The 18,360-nt window shown below is 73.4% G+C and carries 15 protein-coding genes; 10 read left to right on the forward strand and 5 right to left on the reverse strand.

The annotated features are described in order from the left end of the window. Nucleotides 1-333, reverse strand: a complete 333-nt coding sequence (locus ACFYZQ_RS09195) for a hypothetical protein (protein ID WP_389143623.1) — start codon at nt 331-333, stop codon at nt 1-3. A 176-nt stretch (nt 334-509) separates the two neighbouring features. On the opposite strand from ACFYZQ_RS09195, the gene ACFYZQ_RS09200 reads away from it, so the two are divergent. The 9 genes from ACFYZQ_RS09200 to ACFYZQ_RS09240 all read left to right on the forward strand — a co-directional run bounded on the left by ACFYZQ_RS09200 (nt 510) and on the right by ACFYZQ_RS09240 (nt 10,914). Then, nucleotides 510-1,781, forward strand: coding sequence for an ATP-grasp domain-containing protein (locus ACFYZQ_RS09200; protein ID WP_389143626.1), 1,272 nt, complete (start codon nt 510-512; stop codon nt 1,779-1,781). A gap of 89 nt (nt 1,782-1,870) precedes the next feature. Then, nucleotides 1,871-3,169 (forward strand): lysine N(6)-hydroxylase/L-ornithine N(5)-oxygenase family protein, encoded by a 1,299-nt coding sequence (locus tag ACFYZQ_RS09205; RefSeq protein WP_389143629.1) that lies wholly within the window; start codon nt 1,871-1,873, stop codon nt 3,167-3,169. 33 nt (nt 3,170-3,202) lie between these two features. Beyond that, complete coding sequence (locus ACFYZQ_RS09210; RefSeq protein ID WP_389143632.1) at nt 3,203-3,568, forward strand: cupin domain-containing protein; 366 nt, start codon at nt 3,203-3,205, stop codon at nt 3,566-3,568. 3 nt (nt 3,569-3,571) lie between these two features. Then, nucleotides 3,572-5,200 (forward strand): class I tRNA ligase family protein, encoded by a 1,629-nt coding sequence (locus ACFYZQ_RS09215; protein ID WP_389143634.1) that lies wholly within the window; start codon nt 3,572-3,574, stop codon nt 5,198-5,200. A 42-nt stretch (nt 5,201-5,242) separates the two neighbouring features. After that, nucleotides 5,243-6,364: an NAD(P)/FAD-dependent oxidoreductase gene (locus ACFYZQ_RS09220; protein WP_389143637.1), complete on the forward strand. Its 1,122-nt coding sequence runs from the start codon at nt 5,243-5,245 to the stop codon at nt 6,362-6,364. Between the two features lie 25 nt (nt 6,365-6,389). Beyond that, on the forward strand, nt 6,390-7,646 hold the full coding sequence (locus ACFYZQ_RS09225; RefSeq protein ID WP_389143640.1) for an ATP-grasp domain-containing protein: 1,257 nt from the start codon (nt 6,390-6,392) through the stop codon (nt 7,644-7,646). 23 nt (nt 7,647-7,669) lie between these two features. After that, entirely contained in the window at nt 7,670-8,938 is a 1,269-nt protein-coding gene (locus ACFYZQ_RS09230; RefSeq protein WP_389143643.1) for an ATP-grasp domain-containing protein, read from the forward strand. A gap of 26 nt (nt 8,939-8,964) precedes the next feature. Next, entirely contained in the window at nt 8,965-9,957 is a 993-nt protein-coding gene (locus ACFYZQ_RS09235; protein ID WP_389143646.1) for an MmcQ/YjbR family DNA-binding protein, read from the forward strand. A gap of 120 nt (nt 9,958-10,077) precedes the next feature. Next, nucleotides 10,078-10,914, forward strand: a complete 837-nt coding sequence (locus ACFYZQ_RS09240; protein WP_389143649.1) for an isocitrate lyase/phosphoenolpyruvate mutase family protein — start codon at nt 10,078-10,080, stop codon at nt 10,912-10,914. 54 nt (nt 10,915-10,968) lie between these two features. On the opposite strand, the gene ACFYZQ_RS09245 is transcribed toward ACFYZQ_RS09240, so the two are convergent. Continuing rightward, nucleotides 10,969-12,618, reverse strand: a complete 1,650-nt coding sequence (locus tag ACFYZQ_RS09245; protein WP_389143652.1) for a DUF885 domain-containing protein — start codon at nt 12,616-12,618, stop codon at nt 10,969-10,971. Between the two features lie 31 nt (nt 12,619-12,649). After that, complete coding sequence (locus ACFYZQ_RS09250; protein ID WP_389143655.1) at nt 12,650-14,101, reverse strand: NB-ARC domain-containing protein; 1,452 nt, start codon at nt 14,099-14,101, stop codon at nt 12,650-12,652. A gap of 562 nt (nt 14,102-14,663) precedes the next feature. On the opposite strand from ACFYZQ_RS09250, the gene ACFYZQ_RS09255 reads away from it, so the two are divergent. Further along, complete coding sequence (locus tag ACFYZQ_RS09255) at nt 14,664-17,690, forward strand: BTAD domain-containing putative transcriptional regulator (protein WP_389143657.1); 3,027 nt, start codon at nt 14,664-14,666, stop codon at nt 17,688-17,690. An 8-nt stretch (nt 17,691-17,698) separates the two neighbouring features. Here the strand turns inward: ACFYZQ_RS09255 and ACFYZQ_RS09260 are convergent, their stop codons facing one another. Next, nucleotides 17,699-17,863: a hypothetical protein gene (locus tag ACFYZQ_RS09260; RefSeq protein WP_389143660.1), complete on the reverse strand. Its 165-nt coding sequence runs from the start codon at nt 17,861-17,863 to the stop codon at nt 17,699-17,701. Nucleotides 17,864-17,975: 112 nt separating this feature from the next. Further along, on the reverse strand, nt 17,976-18,350 hold the full coding sequence (locus tag ACFYZQ_RS09265; RefSeq protein WP_389143662.1) for a hypothetical protein: 375 nt from the start codon (nt 18,348-18,350) through the stop codon (nt 17,976-17,978). Nucleotides 18,351-18,360 lie beyond the last annotated feature (10 nt).

The following is an 18,360-nucleotide window of genomic DNA, read 5'->3' on the forward strand; positions in this document are numbered from 1 at the left end:
TCAGCGCACCTCCTCGATGGACGAGATGCCGCTCGCGGCGTGGGCACCGTAGCGCTCCCAGCGTTCGTGCAGCCGTATCCGGCCGTCGGCCAGGACCTCGGGGGTGTTGACGCTGTGGCCGGAGACCACCCGGCCGTCGTCGAGGACCATGCTGTACGAGAAGCTGATCACGCCGTGGGCGTCGCGCGTCCCGGCGAGGGAACCGCGCCGTACGTCGCCGCCGGTGAACTCGGCCCAGACCAGATCGCCCTGCTGCCGGTAGAGCGCGATGGGCGCGTCGTCGGCCGGGTCGGCCAGGACCTTCCGGAATCGCTTGCCGTCGTAATTGATCACGTCAGCCATGGAACAGGCGGGCGGAATTGCCCGGAAGGGCCGTGCCCGACGGCCAATCAACCGGACGTGGGCCCGGGCCGCGTCCGGGTTGATTGTCCATTCCGGACACGGCTTCCGGGCAACCCGCTCGCCCCGTGGAATCGCACTGTCACTCGGATTCAGGAGGCGAACAGCGCGTGGACGACAAGAGCGCCGACAACAGCGCCGACGAGGGCGCGGAGGGCGTGATCCTGCTCATCGGGTGCGGACTGCGCAAGTACCGCGAGTACCTGCTGACCGGAGCGGCGGCGACGCACCCGGTCTGGCTGTTCACGGGCGACGAGCCCGACTGGCAGACCCCCTGCCTCAGCGGGCACACGGTCGTGGACCTCACCGACCGGGACGCCGTGCTCGCGGCGGCCCGGGAGCTGGCGGACCGCGTCACCGTGCGCGGCGTGCTGAGCTGGGACGAGACCCTGATCGTGACGACCGCGCACGTGGCCGAGGCGCTGGGCCTGCCCGGCGCGGGCGTGGACGGCGTGGAGGGCTGCCGGGACAAGTACCGCAGCCGCCGGCTGCTCACCGAGGCGGGCGTCGACCAGCCCCGGTACGCCTGGGTGGACACCGCCGAGGAGGCGCTCGCGGCGGCGGAGGAGATCGGCTACCCGGTCGTCGTCAAGCCGCGCGGCATGGGCGCCAGCATCGGCGTCGTGCTCGCCGCGGACGCCGGCGAGGTCGCCGAGGCGTTCCGCACCGCCGACGAGTCCAGCCGGATCGGAGCGGTCTCCTACCGCGGCGGAGCGCTGGTCGAGGAGTACCTCGAAGGGCCCGAGATCAGTATCGACGCGGCCGTCGTGGACGGCGAGTACCACCCGATGTTCGTGGCCCGCAAACAGGTCGGCCTCTTCCCCTACTTCGAGGAGATCGGCCACCACGTCGCCGCCGGCGACCCGCTGCGCGGCGACCCGGGACTGCTGGCGATGCTGCGGGCCGCGCACCGCGCCATCGGCTACGGCTTCGGCATCACCCACACCGAGGTCAAGCTGACCGCCCGCGGTCCGGTCATCGTCGAGATCAACGGGCGGCTCGGCGGCGACCTCATCCCGCGCCTGGGACAGCTCGCCACCGGCATCGACCCGGCCCGCGCCGCCGTGCGCGCCGCGCTGGGACAGCGCCCCGACTTCACGGACACCGAGCACCGCACGGTCGGCATCCGCTTCGGCTACCCGCCCGAGGACTGCGTGGTCCGCTCCGTCACCCCGCCCACCGAGGCCGAGGGCCTGCTCGCCGCGGAGGCGATCGCCGACCCCGGCAGCGAGCTGCGGCTGCCCCCGAACGGCTACATCGCCCGCCACTCCTACGTGATCGTCGCCGGCGCGGACCCGGAGCAGACCGCCACCCGCCTGGACGCCGCGGCGGCCCTGGTCGCCCTTGACTGGGAGCCGCTGAACGTGCCCGTCCCGGCGTGAACCGGGCCCACCGGCCCAGGACCGCCCGGCGTCGACCGGGCCCACCCGCCCCCGGAACCAGACCGCCGACCCCTTCTCAGGAGAACCACATGGCACACCGCACAGTCGAACTGCTCGCCGTCGGCGCGGGCCCGGCGAACCTCGCCCTCGCGGTCGCGCTCGAGGAGCTGGCCCCCGAGCTCGCGGACCGCGCCCTCGTCGTCGAGCGCGAGGAGAACGTCGTATGGCAGCGGGGCATGCTGCTCCCCGACGCCCTGAGCCAGGTCTCCTTCCTCAAGGACCTGGTCACGATGCGCAACCCGCGCAGTGAGTTCTCGTTCCTCAGCTTCCTGCACGCCCGCGGCCGACTCGACGCGTTCGTCAACCTGGGCAGCTTCGTGCCGTACCGCAGCGAGATATCCGAGTACCTCCAGTGGGTGGCGGACTCGCTGGAGCGGGTGCGGGTGGAGTACGGCCGTACCGTCGCCTCGGTCACCCCCGTCCACGGCACCGGCGGCGAACTCACCGGCTGGACGGTCGAGCTGTCGGACGGCGACACCGTCGACTGCCGCTACCTGGTGATCGGCGCCGGACGCGACGCACATGTGCCGGCCGTGTTCGAGGGGCTTCCGGCCGAGCGGGTCATCCACTCCACCGAGTACACCCACCGGATCGCCGACGTGCCGGCGGACCGGCCGCTGCGGGTCGCCGTGGTCGGCGGGGCGCAGAGCGCGGCCGAGCTGTTCGGCGCGGCCCTGCGAGACCTGCCCGGCTGCAGTCCGACGATGATCATGCGGTCGATCGGGCTGAACGGCTACGAGAGCAGCAAGTTCACCAACGAGCTGTTCTACTCGTCGTTCGTCGACGAGTTCTACGCGGCCGAGCCCGAGGCCCGCCGCCAGCTGCTGGCCGAGATGCACCGCTCCAACTACGGCGGTCTGGCCCCGGCCACCCTCGACTCGCTCTACCGGCAGTTCTACCAGGACCGGCGCACCGGCACGGACCGCCTGGGCATGGTCACCATGACCGACATCACCGGCGCCACCACCGACGGCGACGACATCGTCCTCACGCTCACCGACCGCCGCACCTCCGCCACCCGCGAGCTGCGCTGCGACCTGCTGCTCCTCGGCACCGGCTTCGTCCGCGAAATGCCCCGCATGGTGCGCTCGCTCGGTGACGCGCTCGGCCTCGACGAGATCGACGTCACGCGCAACTACCGCCTCGAGACGGGCCGTCAGGGTCCCGCCGCCTGCTACCTCCAGGGCGTCAACGAGGCCACCCACGGCATCGCCGATTCCCTGCTCAGCGTCCTCGCCGCGCGCTCCGCGGAGATCACCGAGGACATCCTCGCGCACCGCGCCGGCCGTCCGGCCGGTGACCGTGAGCCCGCCCTCGCCGCAGCCTGACCGCCGCCGTTCCCCACCCAGCAGAGAGACGACATGCTCATCAAGCACCTCGACCGCGCCGGCCTCAACCACGAGAACGGTCTCGACGCCCAGCGTCTGCTCCCCTGGCCCCAGCTCAACGCCCCCTTCGAGGGCTCCTGGTGCGTCATCCGCCCCGGCACCGCGTCCACCGCGCACTCCCACCACGAGTACGAGATCTTCATCGCCCTGCGGGGCGAGGCGTTCCTGGAGGCCGGCGGCGAGCGGGTGCCGTTCACCGCCGGCGACATCGTCCACTTCCCGCCGCACCACGAGCACCGTGTCGTCAACGACTCCGACGCCGACTTCGAGATGTACAGCGTCTGGTGGGACGCGGAGATGGCCGACCGCTTCACCGTCCGCCACGCCCAGGAGGCATGAGCCATGGACCAGCAGTCAGGACAGCGGCGCACGGTCATCATCGGCCCGCCCCCCACTCCCAACGGCGACCTGCACGTCGGGCACATCGCGGGCCCGTACATGGCGGCCGACGTGCACGCCCGGTACCTGCGGGCCACCGGGCAGCCGGTGCTGTACACCACGGGCACGGACGACAGCCAGACGTACGTCGTCTCCAGCGCCGCCAAGCTGGGTACCACCCCCGACGCCCTGGCCGCGAAGAGCTGGCGGGACATCAGGGAGACACTCGGCCTGATGGGCATCTCCGTCGACGGGTTCGCCCCCTTCGACGACGGCTACCGCGCGATGACGCTGGACTTCCTCACCCGGCTACACGACGCCGGCAAGTTCAGGCTGCGCACGGTGAAGCTGCCGTACGTCGAGGCGACCGGCGAGTTCCTGATGGAGGGTCTGGTCAGCGGCGGCTGCCCGGTGTGCCTGGCGGTCAGCCGGGGCGGTCTGTGCGAGAGCTGCGGGCACCCCAACAACTTCGCCGAGCTGACCGACCCGCGCTCCACCGTCGACCCCGCGGCGGAGGTGACGTACCGCGAGACGGAGATCCTGGTCCTGCCGCTGGAGGAGTACCGGGAGGAGCTGACCGCCTACCACCGGGCCAAGGAGTCGACCTGGCGCCCGCACATCGTGGCGCTGATGCGCGAGCTGCTGGCCCGCCCGCTGCCCGACTTCCCGATCACCTACCCCACGGGCTGGGGGATCCCGGCGCCGTTCCCCGAGACACCGGGCCAGGTCCTCAACGCCTGGGCCGAGGGCATGCCGGCCTCGATGTACTGCACGGCCGTCGCCCAGCGTGCCCACGGTGAACAGCCCGCGACCGACGATGAGTTGTGGCTCGCCGAGAACGGCATCCGGCTGGTCTACTTCCTCGGCTTCGACAACGCCTACTTCTGGGGTCTGACCCACCTCTCGCTGCTGCTCGCCCACGAGGGCCGCTACGTGGTCCCGGACGCCATCGTCAGCAACGAGTTCTACGAGCTGGAGAACGAGAAGTTCTCCACCAGCAAGGGCCATGTGGTGTGGACGCGTGACCTGGTGCGCGAGGTCCCCCGCGACCTCGTCCGCTTCCACCTCGCGCTCACCGCCCCCGAGCACGCCCGCACCAACTTCTCCCGGACCGCGCTTGAGAAGATCACCGGCGAGCGGCTGGTCGACCCGTGGAACAAGCTGGGCGCCCTGCTCGGCAAGGCGGTCGCCGAACTGGGCCTGGAGGGGCAGGAGCTGCCGGTGTCGCCGGAGGCCAACGCGCGCCGGGCGGCGATGGCCGAGCGGTTCGAGGCCGGCTACCTGCTCACCGGTTACAGCCTCAGCCGCACCGCCGACCTGATCCCGCTGCACACCGAACGGCTCCTGGGCCGGGCCGAGGCCCTGCTCGACGGGCAGGTCCCGGCCGACCGCACCGCGTCCGCCGCCGAACTGGGCGACCTCTTCGCGGAGTTGCGCACCCTGATCGCCGCGGCCTCGCCGATCCTCATCGACCTCGCCGAACGCGCGCGTGCGGAGGGCGGATTCGACGGCACGTTCACCGTCGCGCCCGAGGAGCGGACGACCACGCCGTTCACCGTCCCGGCGCTCGGCCGCACCGTCTCCGAGAGCTGAGCGACCGCCGGACGACCGAGAGAAAAGGAAGGGAGGTGCCCGATGCGTGTCACCGTGGTGGGCGGCGGCGTGATCGCCCTGCTGACCGCCGTGGAATGCACCCTCGACGGACACCGGGTCACGGTCGTCGACCAGGGGTCCATTCCGTACAGCCGGGCCACCTCTTTCGACCAGCACCGGATCATCCGGGCCCTGCACCCGGGGGATCCGCTCACCACCGCGGCCGCGCTGCGCGCCCACCGTCGCTGGCTCGAACTGGAGGAGCTGTTCGCCACCCCCTTCTACGAGCGGGTCGGCGCGCTCACCGTGCTCCCGCCCGCGGCGGCGGACGCGGGCGTGGTGCTGCTGGCGGGTGCCGGCGGACGCGCGCGGTCGCTCACGGCGGCAGCGCTCGCCGACCGCTACCCGCATCTCTCCCTCGACGGTGTCGCCGGCGCGGTCCTGGAGGACGACGCCGGCGTGCTGCTCGCCGAGCGGGTGCTCTCCGCCTGCGTCGGCTGGCTGAAGTGGCAGCCCGGCGTCAGTCTGCTCGAACACCAGCCGGCGGTCGCGGTGGACGGCGAGCGCGGACAGGTCCGTCTCGCCGACGGGCGGGTGCTGGACGGTGAGGGTGTGGTGGTCGCCGTGGGGCCGTGGGCGCGCCGGCTGCTGCCCGAGCGGGTGGCCAAGTCACTCGTCCTGTACCGGCAGTCGTTGCTGTACTGCCGGGTGCCGGGGGCAGCGGCCGAGGCGTGGGCCGCCACCCCGGCCGTCCCCGCCCTGGGCACCCGGCGCGGTGCCTGGCTGATCCCACCGGTGGCCGGTACGGCGCTCAAGCTCAGCTCGGCCGCCGTCTGCCGCCAGGCCGACGACCTCACCGACAACGCCACACCGGAGCGGTGGCAGCGTGAGCTGGCGGCCGAGTTCGGCGACCTGCTGCCCGGCTTCGGACCGGCCTGGGTGCTCGGCAGCAAGGACTGCTACTACCTGTCGCACGCCGAGACGGGCGGCCCCCTCATGGTCTCCCTCGGCGGCTCGGCCCACGCGTTCGCGGCGTGCGGCGGTTCGTCCTTCAAGTTCGCGCCGCTCATCGCCCGCACCCTCGCCGACCGGGTCCTCGGCCGCACCCCCGACCGCACGGGCCTGGCGGCTGTGGACGCCGCGCCCCTCGACGCCACGCCCTGACCCCTTCCACCCGAGAGGAACCGCCATGAAACTCCTGGCGCTCGAAGCCCGGCAGAACGCCACCTACTACATCTCCCGCTACGAGCAGGTCGTCGGCCTCGGCGCGGACCTTTACGTGCTCAACGGCGAGGGCACCGAGGACTTCTGGCCCGCCGACCGCTACCGCGTCGCCGGCTCACGGTCCGTCGAGGCGCTGATCGCCGCGGCCAAGGAGTGGCACGCCGAGGAGCGCTTCGAGGGTGTGTTCACCTTCTCCGAGTCGGGCGTGCTCGCGGTCGCGGCCGTCGCCGAGGCCCTCGGGCTGCCCGGCATCGGCGTCGAGGCCGCGCGTGCCAGCCGCAACAAGCTGCTGATGCGCCAGGCCCATGAGCGGGAGGGCGCCGCACACCCGGGCTTCCGCTTCGTCACCGACGAGGCCGAGGCGCTCGCCGCCGCCGGGGAGTTCGGTTACCCGGTGATCGTCAAGCCGACCCTGGGAGCCGCCTCCAACTACGTCTTCCGTGCCGACGACGCCACCGAACTGCGGGAGCGCTACGCCCAGGCCGCCCAGGGCCTGACCGAGCTGTCCTGGTACGCGATGGAGGCCGACGGCCTGGACCTGGGTCCGCACGGGCTGCTGGTGGAGTCCTTCCTCGACGGCGACGAGTTCCTCATCGAGGCCCTCGCCTGGGACGAGGAGGTGTACCTCGGCTCCATCGTCGACCGGGTCACCGCCGAGGGCGACACCTTCGACGACGACGTCCACCACGCCCCGACCGCACTCACCCCGGCCCAGGTCGAGGCCGTGCACGAGGTCGTCGCGGCGGGCGCCCGCGCCCAGGGGCTGCGGCGCAGCGTGATGCACGCCGAGGTCCGCTTCCACGAGGGCCGCCCGCACCTGGTGGAGATCGCCGTACGCCCGGGCGGCGGCGGCCTGGACCACATGGCCCGCATCTCCGCCGGCTACGACCCGATAGCCGCCGTCGCCGACGTGGCCCGCGGTGTCCGCCCGAAGGTGGGCCACTACCGGCCGACCGGCGTCCACACGGCGGCCATGTGCCTGCTGCCGCCGGGCTCCGGCCGGGTGGAGCACGTGCACGTCCCCGAGCAGCTGGCCGACCGGGAGGACCTGTTCTTCCTCAAGGTCACCGCCAAGCCCGGCGACCTGGTCCGCCGGCCGCCCGCGGGCAACAGCATCCTCGGCTTCCTCGGTGTGACGGGCACGTCGTTCGAGGACGCCATGTCCACCGCCGAGGAGCTCGCCGCCCAGGTCCGCGCCGACCTGACCGACCCGGACGCCTGATCCATCCACCAAGGAGTACGGACATGACCGAACGCCCCGTCGTCATGGTGGGCTTCGTGCCCGTGGCGGTGACCTCGCTCGCCCAGTTCCAGCCCGAGGGTTCCGTGATCGTCGTCGACGAACCCGATGTGATCCGCAAGCGGGAGCTCGCGCCGAAGGCCGAAGAGGCACCCGTCGTCCGGGAGCTGATCGCCTGGGAGTACCAGCTCGAAGGCGCGGCCGACGCCTTCTACAACGCGCACCCCGACCTCGACCCGGTCGCCGTCGCCCCGCTCCAGGAGTACGCCACCCCCTTCGCGGCCCGCCTCGCCGAGCGGTACGGCCTGCCCACCGGCGGCTACGGAGCGCTGCGGATCCTCCGGGACAAGGCCGTGCTGCGCAAGGTCAGCAAGGCCGCCGGCATCCTCAACCCGGAGTCCGTCGAGGTCACCGACCCGGACGGGGTCCGCGCGTTCATGGCGGAGCACCCCGGGCCGGCCGTCCTGAAGCCGGCCAACCGTCAGGCCGCCCTCGGCACCCGCATCCTCGCCTCCTCCGACGAGATCGACGAGGCCTGGGCGGAGACCACCGCCATGGACGAGGGGGTGATGGTCCCCGACCGCGGTTTCGAGCTCCGCATGCTCGTCGAACGGTGCGTCCAGGGCCGTGAGTACAGCGTGGAGCTGCTCGTGGAGCGGGGCCGTGCGGTGTTCGCCAACGTCACCGGCAAGGAGCTCTACCCCGGCGGCCGGCCGGTGGAGCTGGGCCATCTGGTGCCCGCCGACATCCCCGGCGAACTGGACGCGCTGCTGCGCGCGGAGACCGAGCGCCTGTTGCGGGCCGTCGGGTTCGGCACGGGGATCGCGCACTGCGAGTGGATCGTCGAGGACGGCCGCCCCTACCTGGTGGAGTGCGCCGGACGCTTCCCCGGGGACGGCATCGTCGATCTGATGGACCGTGCGTACCGCGTCGACCTCGTGCGCGCCTTCTGGACCCTGATGAAGGGCGAACCGCTGGCCGCCGAGCTGCCCGGGAAGGCCCCCGGGGCCGCCGCGGTCCGCTTCCTGCACACCGGGGCCGGCGTCGTGGAGGACATCTCGGGTGTCGACGAGGCGCGCGCGCTGCCCGGCGTCGAGGTCTGCTCGGTGACCGTGGAGCCGGGTGCCGAGGTGCGGGAGCTGCGCAGCTCCTGGGACCGGATCGGCTCGGTCGTCACCGAGGCGGCCACCGGCGCCGAGGCGTTCGCCGCGGCCGTACGGGCCGTGGACACCATCCAGGTGAAGGTCCGCCCGACGCAGGGCCGACCGGCGTAGGTTGCCACTACTGAGAGAGGGGAGTCATGGCCACCGTCGAGGAGGTGCGGCGTCTGGCGGTCGCGTTGCCGCGCACCGAGGAGCACCTGATCCGGGACCGGGTGAAGTTCCGCGTCGGCCGGATCGTCTACCTCGCGCTGTCCCGCGACGAGACCACCTTGGGCTTCGCGTTCCCCAAGGAGGAGCGGGCGGCCCTGGTGGCCTCGGAACCGGAGAAGTTCTCGCTGCCCCGGGCCTCCGACCTGCGCTACAACTGGGCCCAGGCGACGCTCGCCGCGCTGAGCGCGCCCGAACTGGCGGAGCTGGTCACCGAGGCGTGGCGGATGTGCGTCCCCGCGAAGGTGGCCCGCGCGCACCTGGGGCCCGACCCCGCGCCACCGCCGCCCCCGGCCCCGCCGGCCGCCCGGCTGCGGCTGTCGGCGGAGGTGTTCGCCGCCTACCAGGGAGTCGACCGCAGCTGGCTGGAACTGCGCCGGCTGACCGCTCCCGCCCTCGACCTCACCGATCCCGCCCACCGCACGGCCCTGCACCGCTGGCTCAACTCCTGGGGATGCAGGCTCCCTTACCCACAGGAGGGCGGGCCGTACCCGTTCGGGGAGGGGCTGGCCGCCTGGACGGGCCGGCACCCCCTCCCCCGCACACCGCTCGCGGACCTGACCGACCCCGAGATCGACGCCGTGGCCGTCGCCTACGAGGAACTCTCCCAGCTCCCGGTCAGGCCCCGGCCCCGCCCTCGTACCCTCGGCCCGACGGCCGCCGCGAAGGCGCTGTACGCGCTGCGCCCGCACACCGTCATGCCGTGGGACGCGGCCATCGCCACCGAGCTGTACGGCGCCCGGGACGGTGCCGCCTTCGCCCGCCATCTGCGCACCGGCAGGGCCTGGGCACGGGCCGTCCTCACCGAGAGCGGACTGACCGCCGAAGCGCTCGTCGCCGACCTCGGCCGGCCCGCCGTCACGCTTCCCAAGGTCCTCGACGAGCACCTGTACGTGACGATCACCCGCCGCCAGGCCCTCTGACCGCACGTCCGGGTCGTCCGGATCTCACCCCTGTCCCGAACCCCCGTGCAACGATCCGTCGCGATCGTCACGCGAATCGCAGCAAAGAGCTGTGCCGACCACGAAAGGCACCGGAAAATCATGACAGTTGACCAGAGCACCAAGGACAAGGCCCAGCGGCTGCGCGCGCTCGGCTCGGAGTCGGTCCTCGTGCTGCCCAACGCCTGGGACGCGGGCAGCGCCGCCGTGATGGCCGCCGCGGGCGCCCCGGCGATCGGCACGACCAGTGGTGGTGTCGCCTGGTCCCTCGGCAGGGGCGACGGTGAGCGGGCCGGCCGCGACGAGATGCTCGCGGCCGCCGCGCGGATCGCCGCCGCGGTCGACGTCCCGGTGACCGTGGACATCGAGTCCGGTTACGGCGCGGCCCCTCAGGAGGTGGCGAAGACGGTCACCGCGGTGGTCGCCGCGGGGGCGGTGGGCATCAACCTGGAGGACTCCAAGGCCCCCGGCGGCCCGCTGTTCACCCCACAGGAGCAGGCGGAGCGGATCACCGCCGCACGCGCCGCGGCGGACGCGGCCGGGCTGCCCGAGCTGGTGATCAACGTCCGTACGGATGTGTACCTGTTCGGTATCGGCGAGGAGTCCGGCCGTCTCGCGGACGTGCTGGACCGTGCCGCCGCGTACGCGCAGGCGGGCGCGGACGGCATCTTCGTGCCCGGTCTGCTCGACCTGGCCGTCCTCGGCGAGCTGGCCTCCCGCTCCCCGCTGCCGGTGAACGCCATGGCCGGCCCCGGCGGGCCCAGTGTGGCCGAGCTGGCCAAGGCCGGGGTGCGCCGCGTCAGCGTCGGCACCGCGATCGCCCAGGCCGCGTACACGGCGGCCCGCCGCTCCACGCTGGAACTCCTCGGCTCCGGCACGTTCGAGGAACTGGCCGGTTCGCTGGACTTCTCCGAGGTGGACGGCCTCTTCAGCGCCTGAGCACGGCGGGAGGGACCGGTGGCAGCCCCACCGGTCCCTCCCCCGCGCGGTCGCTCAGACCGCCGCCGTCCAGCGCGCGACGACCTGGTCCAGCACGTCGAGCGGCAGCGCGCCGTTGCCGAGTACCAGGTCGTGGAAGGCACGGATGTCGAAGGCCGGCCCGATCTGCCGGGCCGCGCGGGTGCGCAACCGCTGGATCTCCAGCCGGCCGGTCATGTACGACAGCGCCTGACCCGGCCACTCGATGTAGCGGTCGGTCTCGTTGTGGATCTCCACCTCGGACAGCACGGTGTGCTCGCGCAGGTACGCCACCGCCTGGTCACGCGTCCAGCCGAAGTGGTGCAGCCCGGTGTCGACGACCAGGCGGGCGGCCCTCAGCGAGTCCATGGCCAGCATGCCCAACCGGGCCGCCGGGCCCGAGTACAGCCCCAGCTCGTCGGCGAGCCGCTCCGCGTACAGCCCCCAGCCCTCGATGTACGCGTTGATCCAGGCGATCCGGCGCAGCCGTGGCAGCCCGGTCAGCTCCTGGGCGAGGGAGAGCTGGACGTGGTGGCCGGGCACGGCCTCGTGGAAGGCGGTGGCCTCGGCGAGCACCCGTGAACGCTCCGTCACCCGGTCGGTGTTGGCGTGGTACGTGCCCGGCCGCGAACCGGCCGGCGCGGCCGGCATGTACCAGGCCATGGGCGCGCCCGGTGCCTCGACGCCGTCCAGCGCGCAGGGCCGGGCGGGCAGCCGCCCGAAGCGCCGGGGAGCGGCCAGTTCGGCCCGGGAGATCGCCGTACGGGCGGCCGCGAGCATCTCCTGCGCGCTGCTCCACCGCAACCGGGGGTCCGTGCGCAGCCGCTCCCGCACCTCGCGCGCCGTCGGCGCCCCGCCGAAGGCCTGTGCTCCCACGGGCACGTACTCCTGCTCGAGGTGCGCGAGCAGTTCCACCCCGGTGTCGTGCAGTTCCTTGGGCGAGCGGTCGGTGGTGGTGTGGACGCGGGCCAGGGTGGCGTAGTGCTCCTCCCCGTCGGGCAGGTGGCACAGTCCCGGGCGCTCCGCCGGCCGTCCCTGGGGGGCGAGTTCCGTGCGCAGTGCTTCGCGATAGGCGGCGAACGCCGGGCGCACCCGCTCGTCGACCAGCCGGTCCCGCTCGGCGTGGTGCCGTTCACCGACGGGCACCGCGCGCAGCGGGTCCCCGGCGGGGTCGGCGAGGTAGGCGTCGAGCCGGGACACCGCCGTGCGGACCCGCTCGGCGACGGGCAGCCGTCCCGCCCGCAGGCCCTCGCGGTGCCGCTCGGCCGCCTTCGCCAGGTAATCGGGCACCGCCGCCAGCCGTTCCAGATGGCCGCGTTCCTGTTCCTCGTCCGCCGGGCGCACCGCGGGCAGGGAGCCGAGCAGCCGGCCGAGGGGGGAGTTCTGGTAGTCGGCGACGGTGTGCTCGACCAGGTGCGTGCCCAGCCGGTCGGCGACGGCCCGCGCCTGCTGAGCCACCACGGCCCGGGTCACTTCCTCGGCGGCGTCCGCGACCGGCGCGCAGGCGGCCCTCTCGGCAAGCCGCGCCGCCCGCCGGGCCAGGTCCGACTGCGCCTGCCGCGAGGGGTCGGCGAGCCGCCCGAGCGTCTCCGGGCATCCTTCGAGCGCGTCGTCCAGCGGGTCCTCGGCGGCGATCAGGACGACGGCCTCCTCGGCGAGGCCGGCGACGGGGGTGGGAGTGGTCATGCTGCGGTCTCCTCTTTCGTGGTGGGGACGGTCATGCCGCGGGTATCGCGGGGCGACCGCGCTGGGCACGGTGCTGTTCGGGGTCCGGTCCGGCTGCCGTGGGAGCCGGCTGGGCCAGCGCGAACTGCCGTACCAGCGGCGGCAGTCCGTACTGCCCGGGTACGTCGGTGCGCTCCAGCAGTCCGCTGTCGACCACGGTTTCGAGGAGGTCCTCCACCGGTTCCTCAACGGGTTCCTCCACGGATTCCGCCGACGGCTCCGGCAAGGGCGCGAGTGCGGCGGCCGAGGTGCGGGTCACCCCGTCCACGGAAGGTCTCGCCCGCGTCCGCGCGAACCGGCGCAGCACGAGCCGGGCCCCGGGGGTGAGGCGGCGGTAGGCGTCTTCGTAGTGCTCGGCGAGGCTCTCGTCGCCCACCCGCAGCCGGCCGAACAGCCCGCTCCCGGAGACGAGCTGGGCGACCGCCTCGGTGAGGAGGGCCTCCGGGCGCGCGGCCAGCCGCCGGGCGGCGAGGGTGAGGGCGAGCGGCAGGTCGCCGCATGCCTGAGCGAGCATCAGACCGGCCCGCGGGGCGCCGGCGAGCCGCTCCGCGCCCAGGATGCCCGCGAGCAGTTCCATCGACTCGTCCCGGTCGAGGACGGGCAGCGCCAGCCGCCGCACCCCGTCCAGGCCGAGCAGCCGGGACCGCGCGGTGACGACGATCCTGCTGTGCGGCGTGGCCACGAGCAGGTCGCGCACCTGACGTTCGTGGAGCGTGCCGTCGAGCACGACCAGCAGACGCCGCTCGTGCAGCACCGAGCGGTACAACCCGATGCGCTGCGCGTGGTCGTCGGGGATGCGCTCGGGTGGGATGCCGAGGGAGCGCAGCAGCCCGCCCGCGATGCCCGCCGCGTCCTTGCGCCCGTCGGCGGCCGCGCCGAGGCTGACGTACAACTGCCCGTCCGGCAGGTCCGCGGCCAGCTCGTGGGCCAGCCGCAGGGCGAGCGCCGACTTGCCCACTCCGGTCTGTCCGTGGATCACCAGCGGCGCGGCGGGCCCGCCGCCCGGCGCCGTCAGCGCGTGCGCCTCGGCCAGTTCCCGGGCCCGGCCGGCCGGCCGGCGCGGTTCCATCGGGAGCTGGGCCGGTACGGGCAGCAGTTCCCGTACCGCGGCGGCCCGCAGCCGCGGTTCCTGTCCCTGTGGCGCCGCCTTGGTGGAGGGCCCCGGCTCGTCGCCCGCGCGGCCCGCCGCCGCGCGCCAGCGCCGCTCCCAGTCCGCCCGGTCCCCGCCGCAGGCCTCGGCGAAGGCGAGGGCCACCTGCAGGGTGGGCAGCCGGTAGCCGGCCGCCGCGTCCGACAGCACCGAGGCCGAGAACAGCGCTCGTCTCGCCAGCTCCCGGTAGCTGGGGGAGCCCGCCGCCGCCCGGAGCCGGCGCAGCTCCAGGGCGAAGGCGGTGGCCGGTCCGGCGTCCTGCGCCAGCGGTTTCTCCGGTCTGCCCACGCTCATGCTCCTTGCGATGGTCGGGGGCGGCGTGCCACGGGTTCGCCGGGCGCCGTCGCCCTCTCCTGTCTGCCTTCGCAGGGTCCGGTCAGCCGTTCCCGATCTCTTCCCCACGCGGTACCTGACGTTCCGAAAATCGTGCGGACGGGCAGGCGCCCCGGCGCCCGTGGCAGCGCTTTCCCCAGCTCGGGAGGTGCCCGGGCGGCGGTCGCCCCGGTTGGGAACTCGCGCCGGAACACGGGGAATTTGCCGAGGCAAGCGTTATGATCCGGTGAGGTTGTGTCACGCCGGGTGACCGGGGGCATGGGGGGCGGGGAGCCGATGGCGGCCATGGACACGCGAGACGGCGGGACGAACGCCGTGGGCGGTGCGGCGGCCGAGCCCTACCGGTTCGCGGCCCCCTCCGGGGCGCGGGGCGCGGACGGTGTCCGTGAGCATCCGGCCCGCCCGTGTCCCGGCGGTGCCCTCCAGCTCCGCGTTCCGGCCCCGTTGCCGGAGCCTGCGCGGCTGGTTCCGGTGCCCCGGCCGGTCGAGGCGGCCCGGGAGGACGACATCAGGGGGAAGAAGCTTGCTGGGACAACACGCCGAGAACCGGCTCCGCTTCAACGTGCTCGGGCCGCTCGAGGTCTGGGCCGGAGGAACCAGACTGAAACTCGGCGGAATGGTCCAGGAGCGGGTGCTCGCCACCCTGCTGCTTGAGTCGGGCAAGCTCGTCCCCGTCTCCCGGCTCGTCGAGGCGGCGTGGGAGGAGGAGCCTCCGGCCACCGCCTCCCACCAGGTCCGTAAGGCGGTGGCCGACCTGCGCCGCCGAATACCCGACGGAAGCCGGATCGTCATCACCGACGGCCCCGGCTACCGCGTCGCCGTCCCCGAGGACCAGCTCGACCTCACCGAGTTCACCGCACTGGTCCGCCGGGCCAGGGCCGCGGCCGAACAGGGCGAGACGGCCCGCGCGGCCGAGGCGCTGCGCACGGCCCTGGAGCTGTGGCGCGGACCCGTCCTCCCCGATGCCGCCGGCCCGGTGATCGCCGCGGCCGCCGCCGCGCTGGACGAGCGCCGTCTCGCCGCCGCGGAGCAGCTCTTCGAGCTGTGCCTGAGCCTCGGTCAGGCCGCCGAACTGGTCGCCGACCTGCGCGACCTGACGGTGAAGTACCCGATGCGGGAGAACCTGCGACGCCAGCTCATGCTCGCTCTGTACCGCTCCGGCCGGCAGGCCGACGCACTGGAGGAGTACGCCCGGGTCCGGGACCTGCTGGTGGAGGAGCTGGGCATCGATCCGGGCCAGCAACTCACCCAGCTCTACGAAGGCATCCTCCGGGAGAGCCCCGACCTGGCCGCCCCGGCGCCACCCGCCTCCCCGGCACCGGCCGCCCCGGCGCCGGCCCAGACCCCGTGCACCCTTCCCTACGACCTGGCCGACTTCTCCGGCCGCGAGCGTGAGCAGCGCGAACTTCTCGAGCGCGCGCAGCGGTCTGCCGGCGGCCGCGCTCCCGGGATCGTCGCCATCGACGGCATGGGCGGCTGCGGCAAGACGGCTCTGGCCGTCCGCGTCGCGCACCGGCTGGCCGACGCCTATCCCGACGGCCAGCTCTACATCAATCTGCGCGGCTACACACCGGGCGAGCAGCCGGTCACCTCCGCGACCGCGCTCGCCACCCTGCTGCGCGCGCTCGGGGTCTCCGGCGACCAGATCCCCGACGACCTGGAAGGCCGGACCGCCGCCTGGCGGGCCGCACTGACGGGCCGGCGACTGCTCCTGCTGCTCGACAACGCGGCCGACGCGACCGTGGTGCGTCTCCTCATGCCCCCGTCCCCGGGCTGCCTGGTCCTGGTGACGAGCCGCAGCCGGCTGCTGGACCTCGACGGGGCGGACTGGACCTCACTCGGCGTCATGTCCGACGAGGACAGCGTGGCGCTGGTCTCGACAACGCTCGGCGCCGAGCGGGTCTCGGCGGAAACCGAGGCGTCGGCCGAGCTGGCCCGGCTCTGCGGCCACCTGCCGCTGGCCCTCAGACTCGCCACCGCCCGGCTGCGCAACCGGCCACGCTGGACGGTCGGTTACCTGGTGGACCGGCTGCGCGACGAGACGCGCCGGCTCGACGAACTGAGCCTGGGCGAACGAAGCGTGGCGGCCACCCTGCGCCTGTCGTACCAGACGATGGCGGCGGAGTCCCGCGCCGCGTTCCGGCTGCTGGCGCTGCACCCCGGCTCCGACATCGACGTCCACTCGGCCGCGGCCCTCCTGGGCACGGACACGCGCGACGCCGAGGACATCCTGGAGCACATGCTGGACGTGCACCTGGTCCAGCAGCCGGACGTGGGCCTGTACGCCTTCCACGACCTCGTCCGCAGCTTCGCGCTCAGCCTGCGCGGACAGGCCACGGAACAGGAGGACCAGGACGCGGTCGGGCGACTGCTGGACTACTACCTGACGGCCGCCGAGCAGGCCTGCGACGTCCTCTTCCCCGGGCGGCGACGCCGTGCGACCGGTCTGCCGGCCACCCGGGCGCAGTTGCCGGACCTGGGTGACGCCCACCGGGCCCTCGCCTGGTTCACGCGGGAGCACGCCGCGCTGAGCGGTGCCGTGGCACTGGCCGGGACGCTGGGCTACGACCGTCATGCCGTGTGGTTGACCCGGAACGTGGTCTTCCATCTCAACGCACGCGGCCACATCAGCGAGTTCCGCGACCTGAGCCGCAGCGCGGTGGGCGCCGCCCGCCGGCTCGGCGACCTGGTGCTGCTCGCCGTGAGCCTGTCGAACCTGGGTGTCGCCTGCTGGAAGCTGGGCCGCTTCGAGGAGGGCGTCGAAGTGGCCCGCGAGGCCCTGGAAGTGGCGACCGAACTGGGTGACCGGGACACCGAAGCCCACTCGGAATCCACCCTCGGCCTGCTCAACAGTGTGCTCGGCCGCTTCGACCAGGCCCTGCCGCACCTGGTCCGGGCCGTCGATCTCGGCCGGGAGCTGGGCAACGCGCGTTCCGAGTCCGAGAGCCTCACCACGCTCAGCACCCTGTACGAGCAGTGGGGCCGGTATCCGGAGGCGGTGGAGGCGGCACGGCGGGCCGTCGAACTCGACCGGCGACTCGGCAGTCATGAGAACGAGATCGTGTCCGTGACCGACCTCGCCCTCGCACTGCTGGGCCTGGAGAAGTACACCGAGGCCCAGCAATGTGTGGAACGAGCCCGGCGCATCATCGACCAGACCCACGACCCCGGCAACGTCGGCGTCCTGCTCGCCCTGTCGGCCGACGTCCAGCACCGCTTGGGCAGCACGGCCGACGCCGCACGCCTCGCGGACCGCGCCCTGGAACTCGTCCGGTCGAGCGTGGTGCCGATCCGGCAGGTGAAGACGGAGAACATACTCGGCCGGCTGCGCACCCGGCTGGGTGATCCCGCCAAGGCGCTGGAGCTGCACTCCAGTGCTCTGAAGACCGCCTCGAGCATCGGTTACCGCATCGAGGAGGCCCACGCCCTGGCCGGTCTGGCCCGGGCCTGCGAGGGCCTCGGCGACCGGGCGGCGGCCGAACAGCACGCCGGTGCCGCGGCCGGGCTCTTCGACACGATGGGCGTACCCGAGATCGGCCGGAACCGCTGAGGCGGTGGTCAGCCGGCGACCGTCGCGCCGATGACGGTCGGGCCCTGGTTCTCGGCGACCACCTGGTGCCCGGCGGGCCGGTCGGCCACCGCGTTCTGCTGTGCCGCCGCACCCAGTCCGACAACCAGCGCCACCGCGACCATCCCGAACAGACCGGCCAGCTTGCTACGCATCGTCTTGCTCCCCCTTTGTGGTGTCCCGCTCTCGACATCACCGATGCTGCTCGCGGCCGTTCCTGGACCGTTCCCCCGGCGATACCGGGACCGGAGCTCCCGAGGGAACGGCTCACCCGCCCGGCTGCGGTTCGACGGCCAAGAGCCCGGCGCACGCCACGACCCGCGGTCCCTCGGCGAGCATGACCACCGAGGTGCGGACCGGCCCCGAGGTGTGTCCGGCCATGTCCAGCAGGGCCCGGACCACCGAGCGGAGTTCCACCTCTTCGTCCGGGGTGGCCTCCGACGGCTCCGAACCACCGGGCCGGCGGGCCTGCACCGCGACGACATGGTGCATGCCGCTCTCGCTGTTCGTCGTGATCAGGAACTCGCCGCCCTCCGGTGGTGCCTGCGTTCCTCCGGGCCCCGAGCGGCCGACGCAGGAGAGTTCCTGATTGATGCGGTGCAGGACCGCCTCGTCGGCCGGGCTGTCCTCCGGGTGCTCCACTGCTTCCTCC

It is taken from the genome of Streptomyces sp. NPDC001843 (assembly GCF_042891955.1).
GTDB lineage: Bacteria > Actinomycetota > Actinomycetes > Streptomycetales > Streptomycetaceae > Streptomyces.

Coding starts and splice junctions, on each gene's coding strand:
- ACFYZQ_RS09205 (WP_389143629.1), top strand. CDS start 1,871: ATGGCACACCGCACAGTCGAACTGCTCGCCGTCGGCGCGGGCCCGGCG.
- ACFYZQ_RS09210 (WP_389143632.1), top strand. CDS start 3,203: ATGCTCATCAAGCACCTCGACCGCGCCGGCCTCAACCACGAGAACGGT.
- ACFYZQ_RS09215 (WP_389143634.1), top strand. CDS start 3,572: ATGGACCAGCAGTCAGGACAGCGGCGCACGGTCATCATCGGCCCGCCC.
- ACFYZQ_RS09220 (WP_389143637.1), top strand. CDS start 5,243: ATGCGTGTCACCGTGGTGGGCGGCGGCGTGATCGCCCTGCTGACCGCC.
- ACFYZQ_RS09225 (WP_389143640.1), top strand. CDS start 6,390: ATGAAACTCCTGGCGCTCGAAGCCCGGCAGAACGCCACCTACTACATC.
- ACFYZQ_RS09230 (WP_389143643.1), top strand. CDS start 7,670: ATGACCGAACGCCCCGTCGTCATGGTGGGCTTCGTGCCCGTGGCGGTG.
- ACFYZQ_RS09235 (WP_389143646.1), top strand. CDS start 8,965: ATGGCCACCGTCGAGGAGGTGCGGCGTCTGGCGGTCGCGTTGCCGCGC.
- ACFYZQ_RS09240 (WP_389143649.1), top strand. CDS start 10,078: ATGACAGTTGACCAGAGCACCAAGGACAAGGCCCAGCGGCTGCGCGCG.
- ACFYZQ_RS09245 (WP_389143652.1), bottom strand. CDS start 12,618: ATGACCACTCCCACCCCCGTCGCCGGCCTCGCCGAGGAGGCCGTCGTC.
- ACFYZQ_RS09250 (WP_389143655.1), bottom strand. CDS start 14,101: ATGAGCGTGGGCAGACCGGAGAAACCGCTGGCGCAGGACGCCGGACCG.
- ACFYZQ_RS09260 (WP_389143660.1), bottom strand. CDS start 17,863: ATGCGTAGCAAGCTGGCCGGTCTGTTCGGGATGGTCGCGGTGGCGCTG.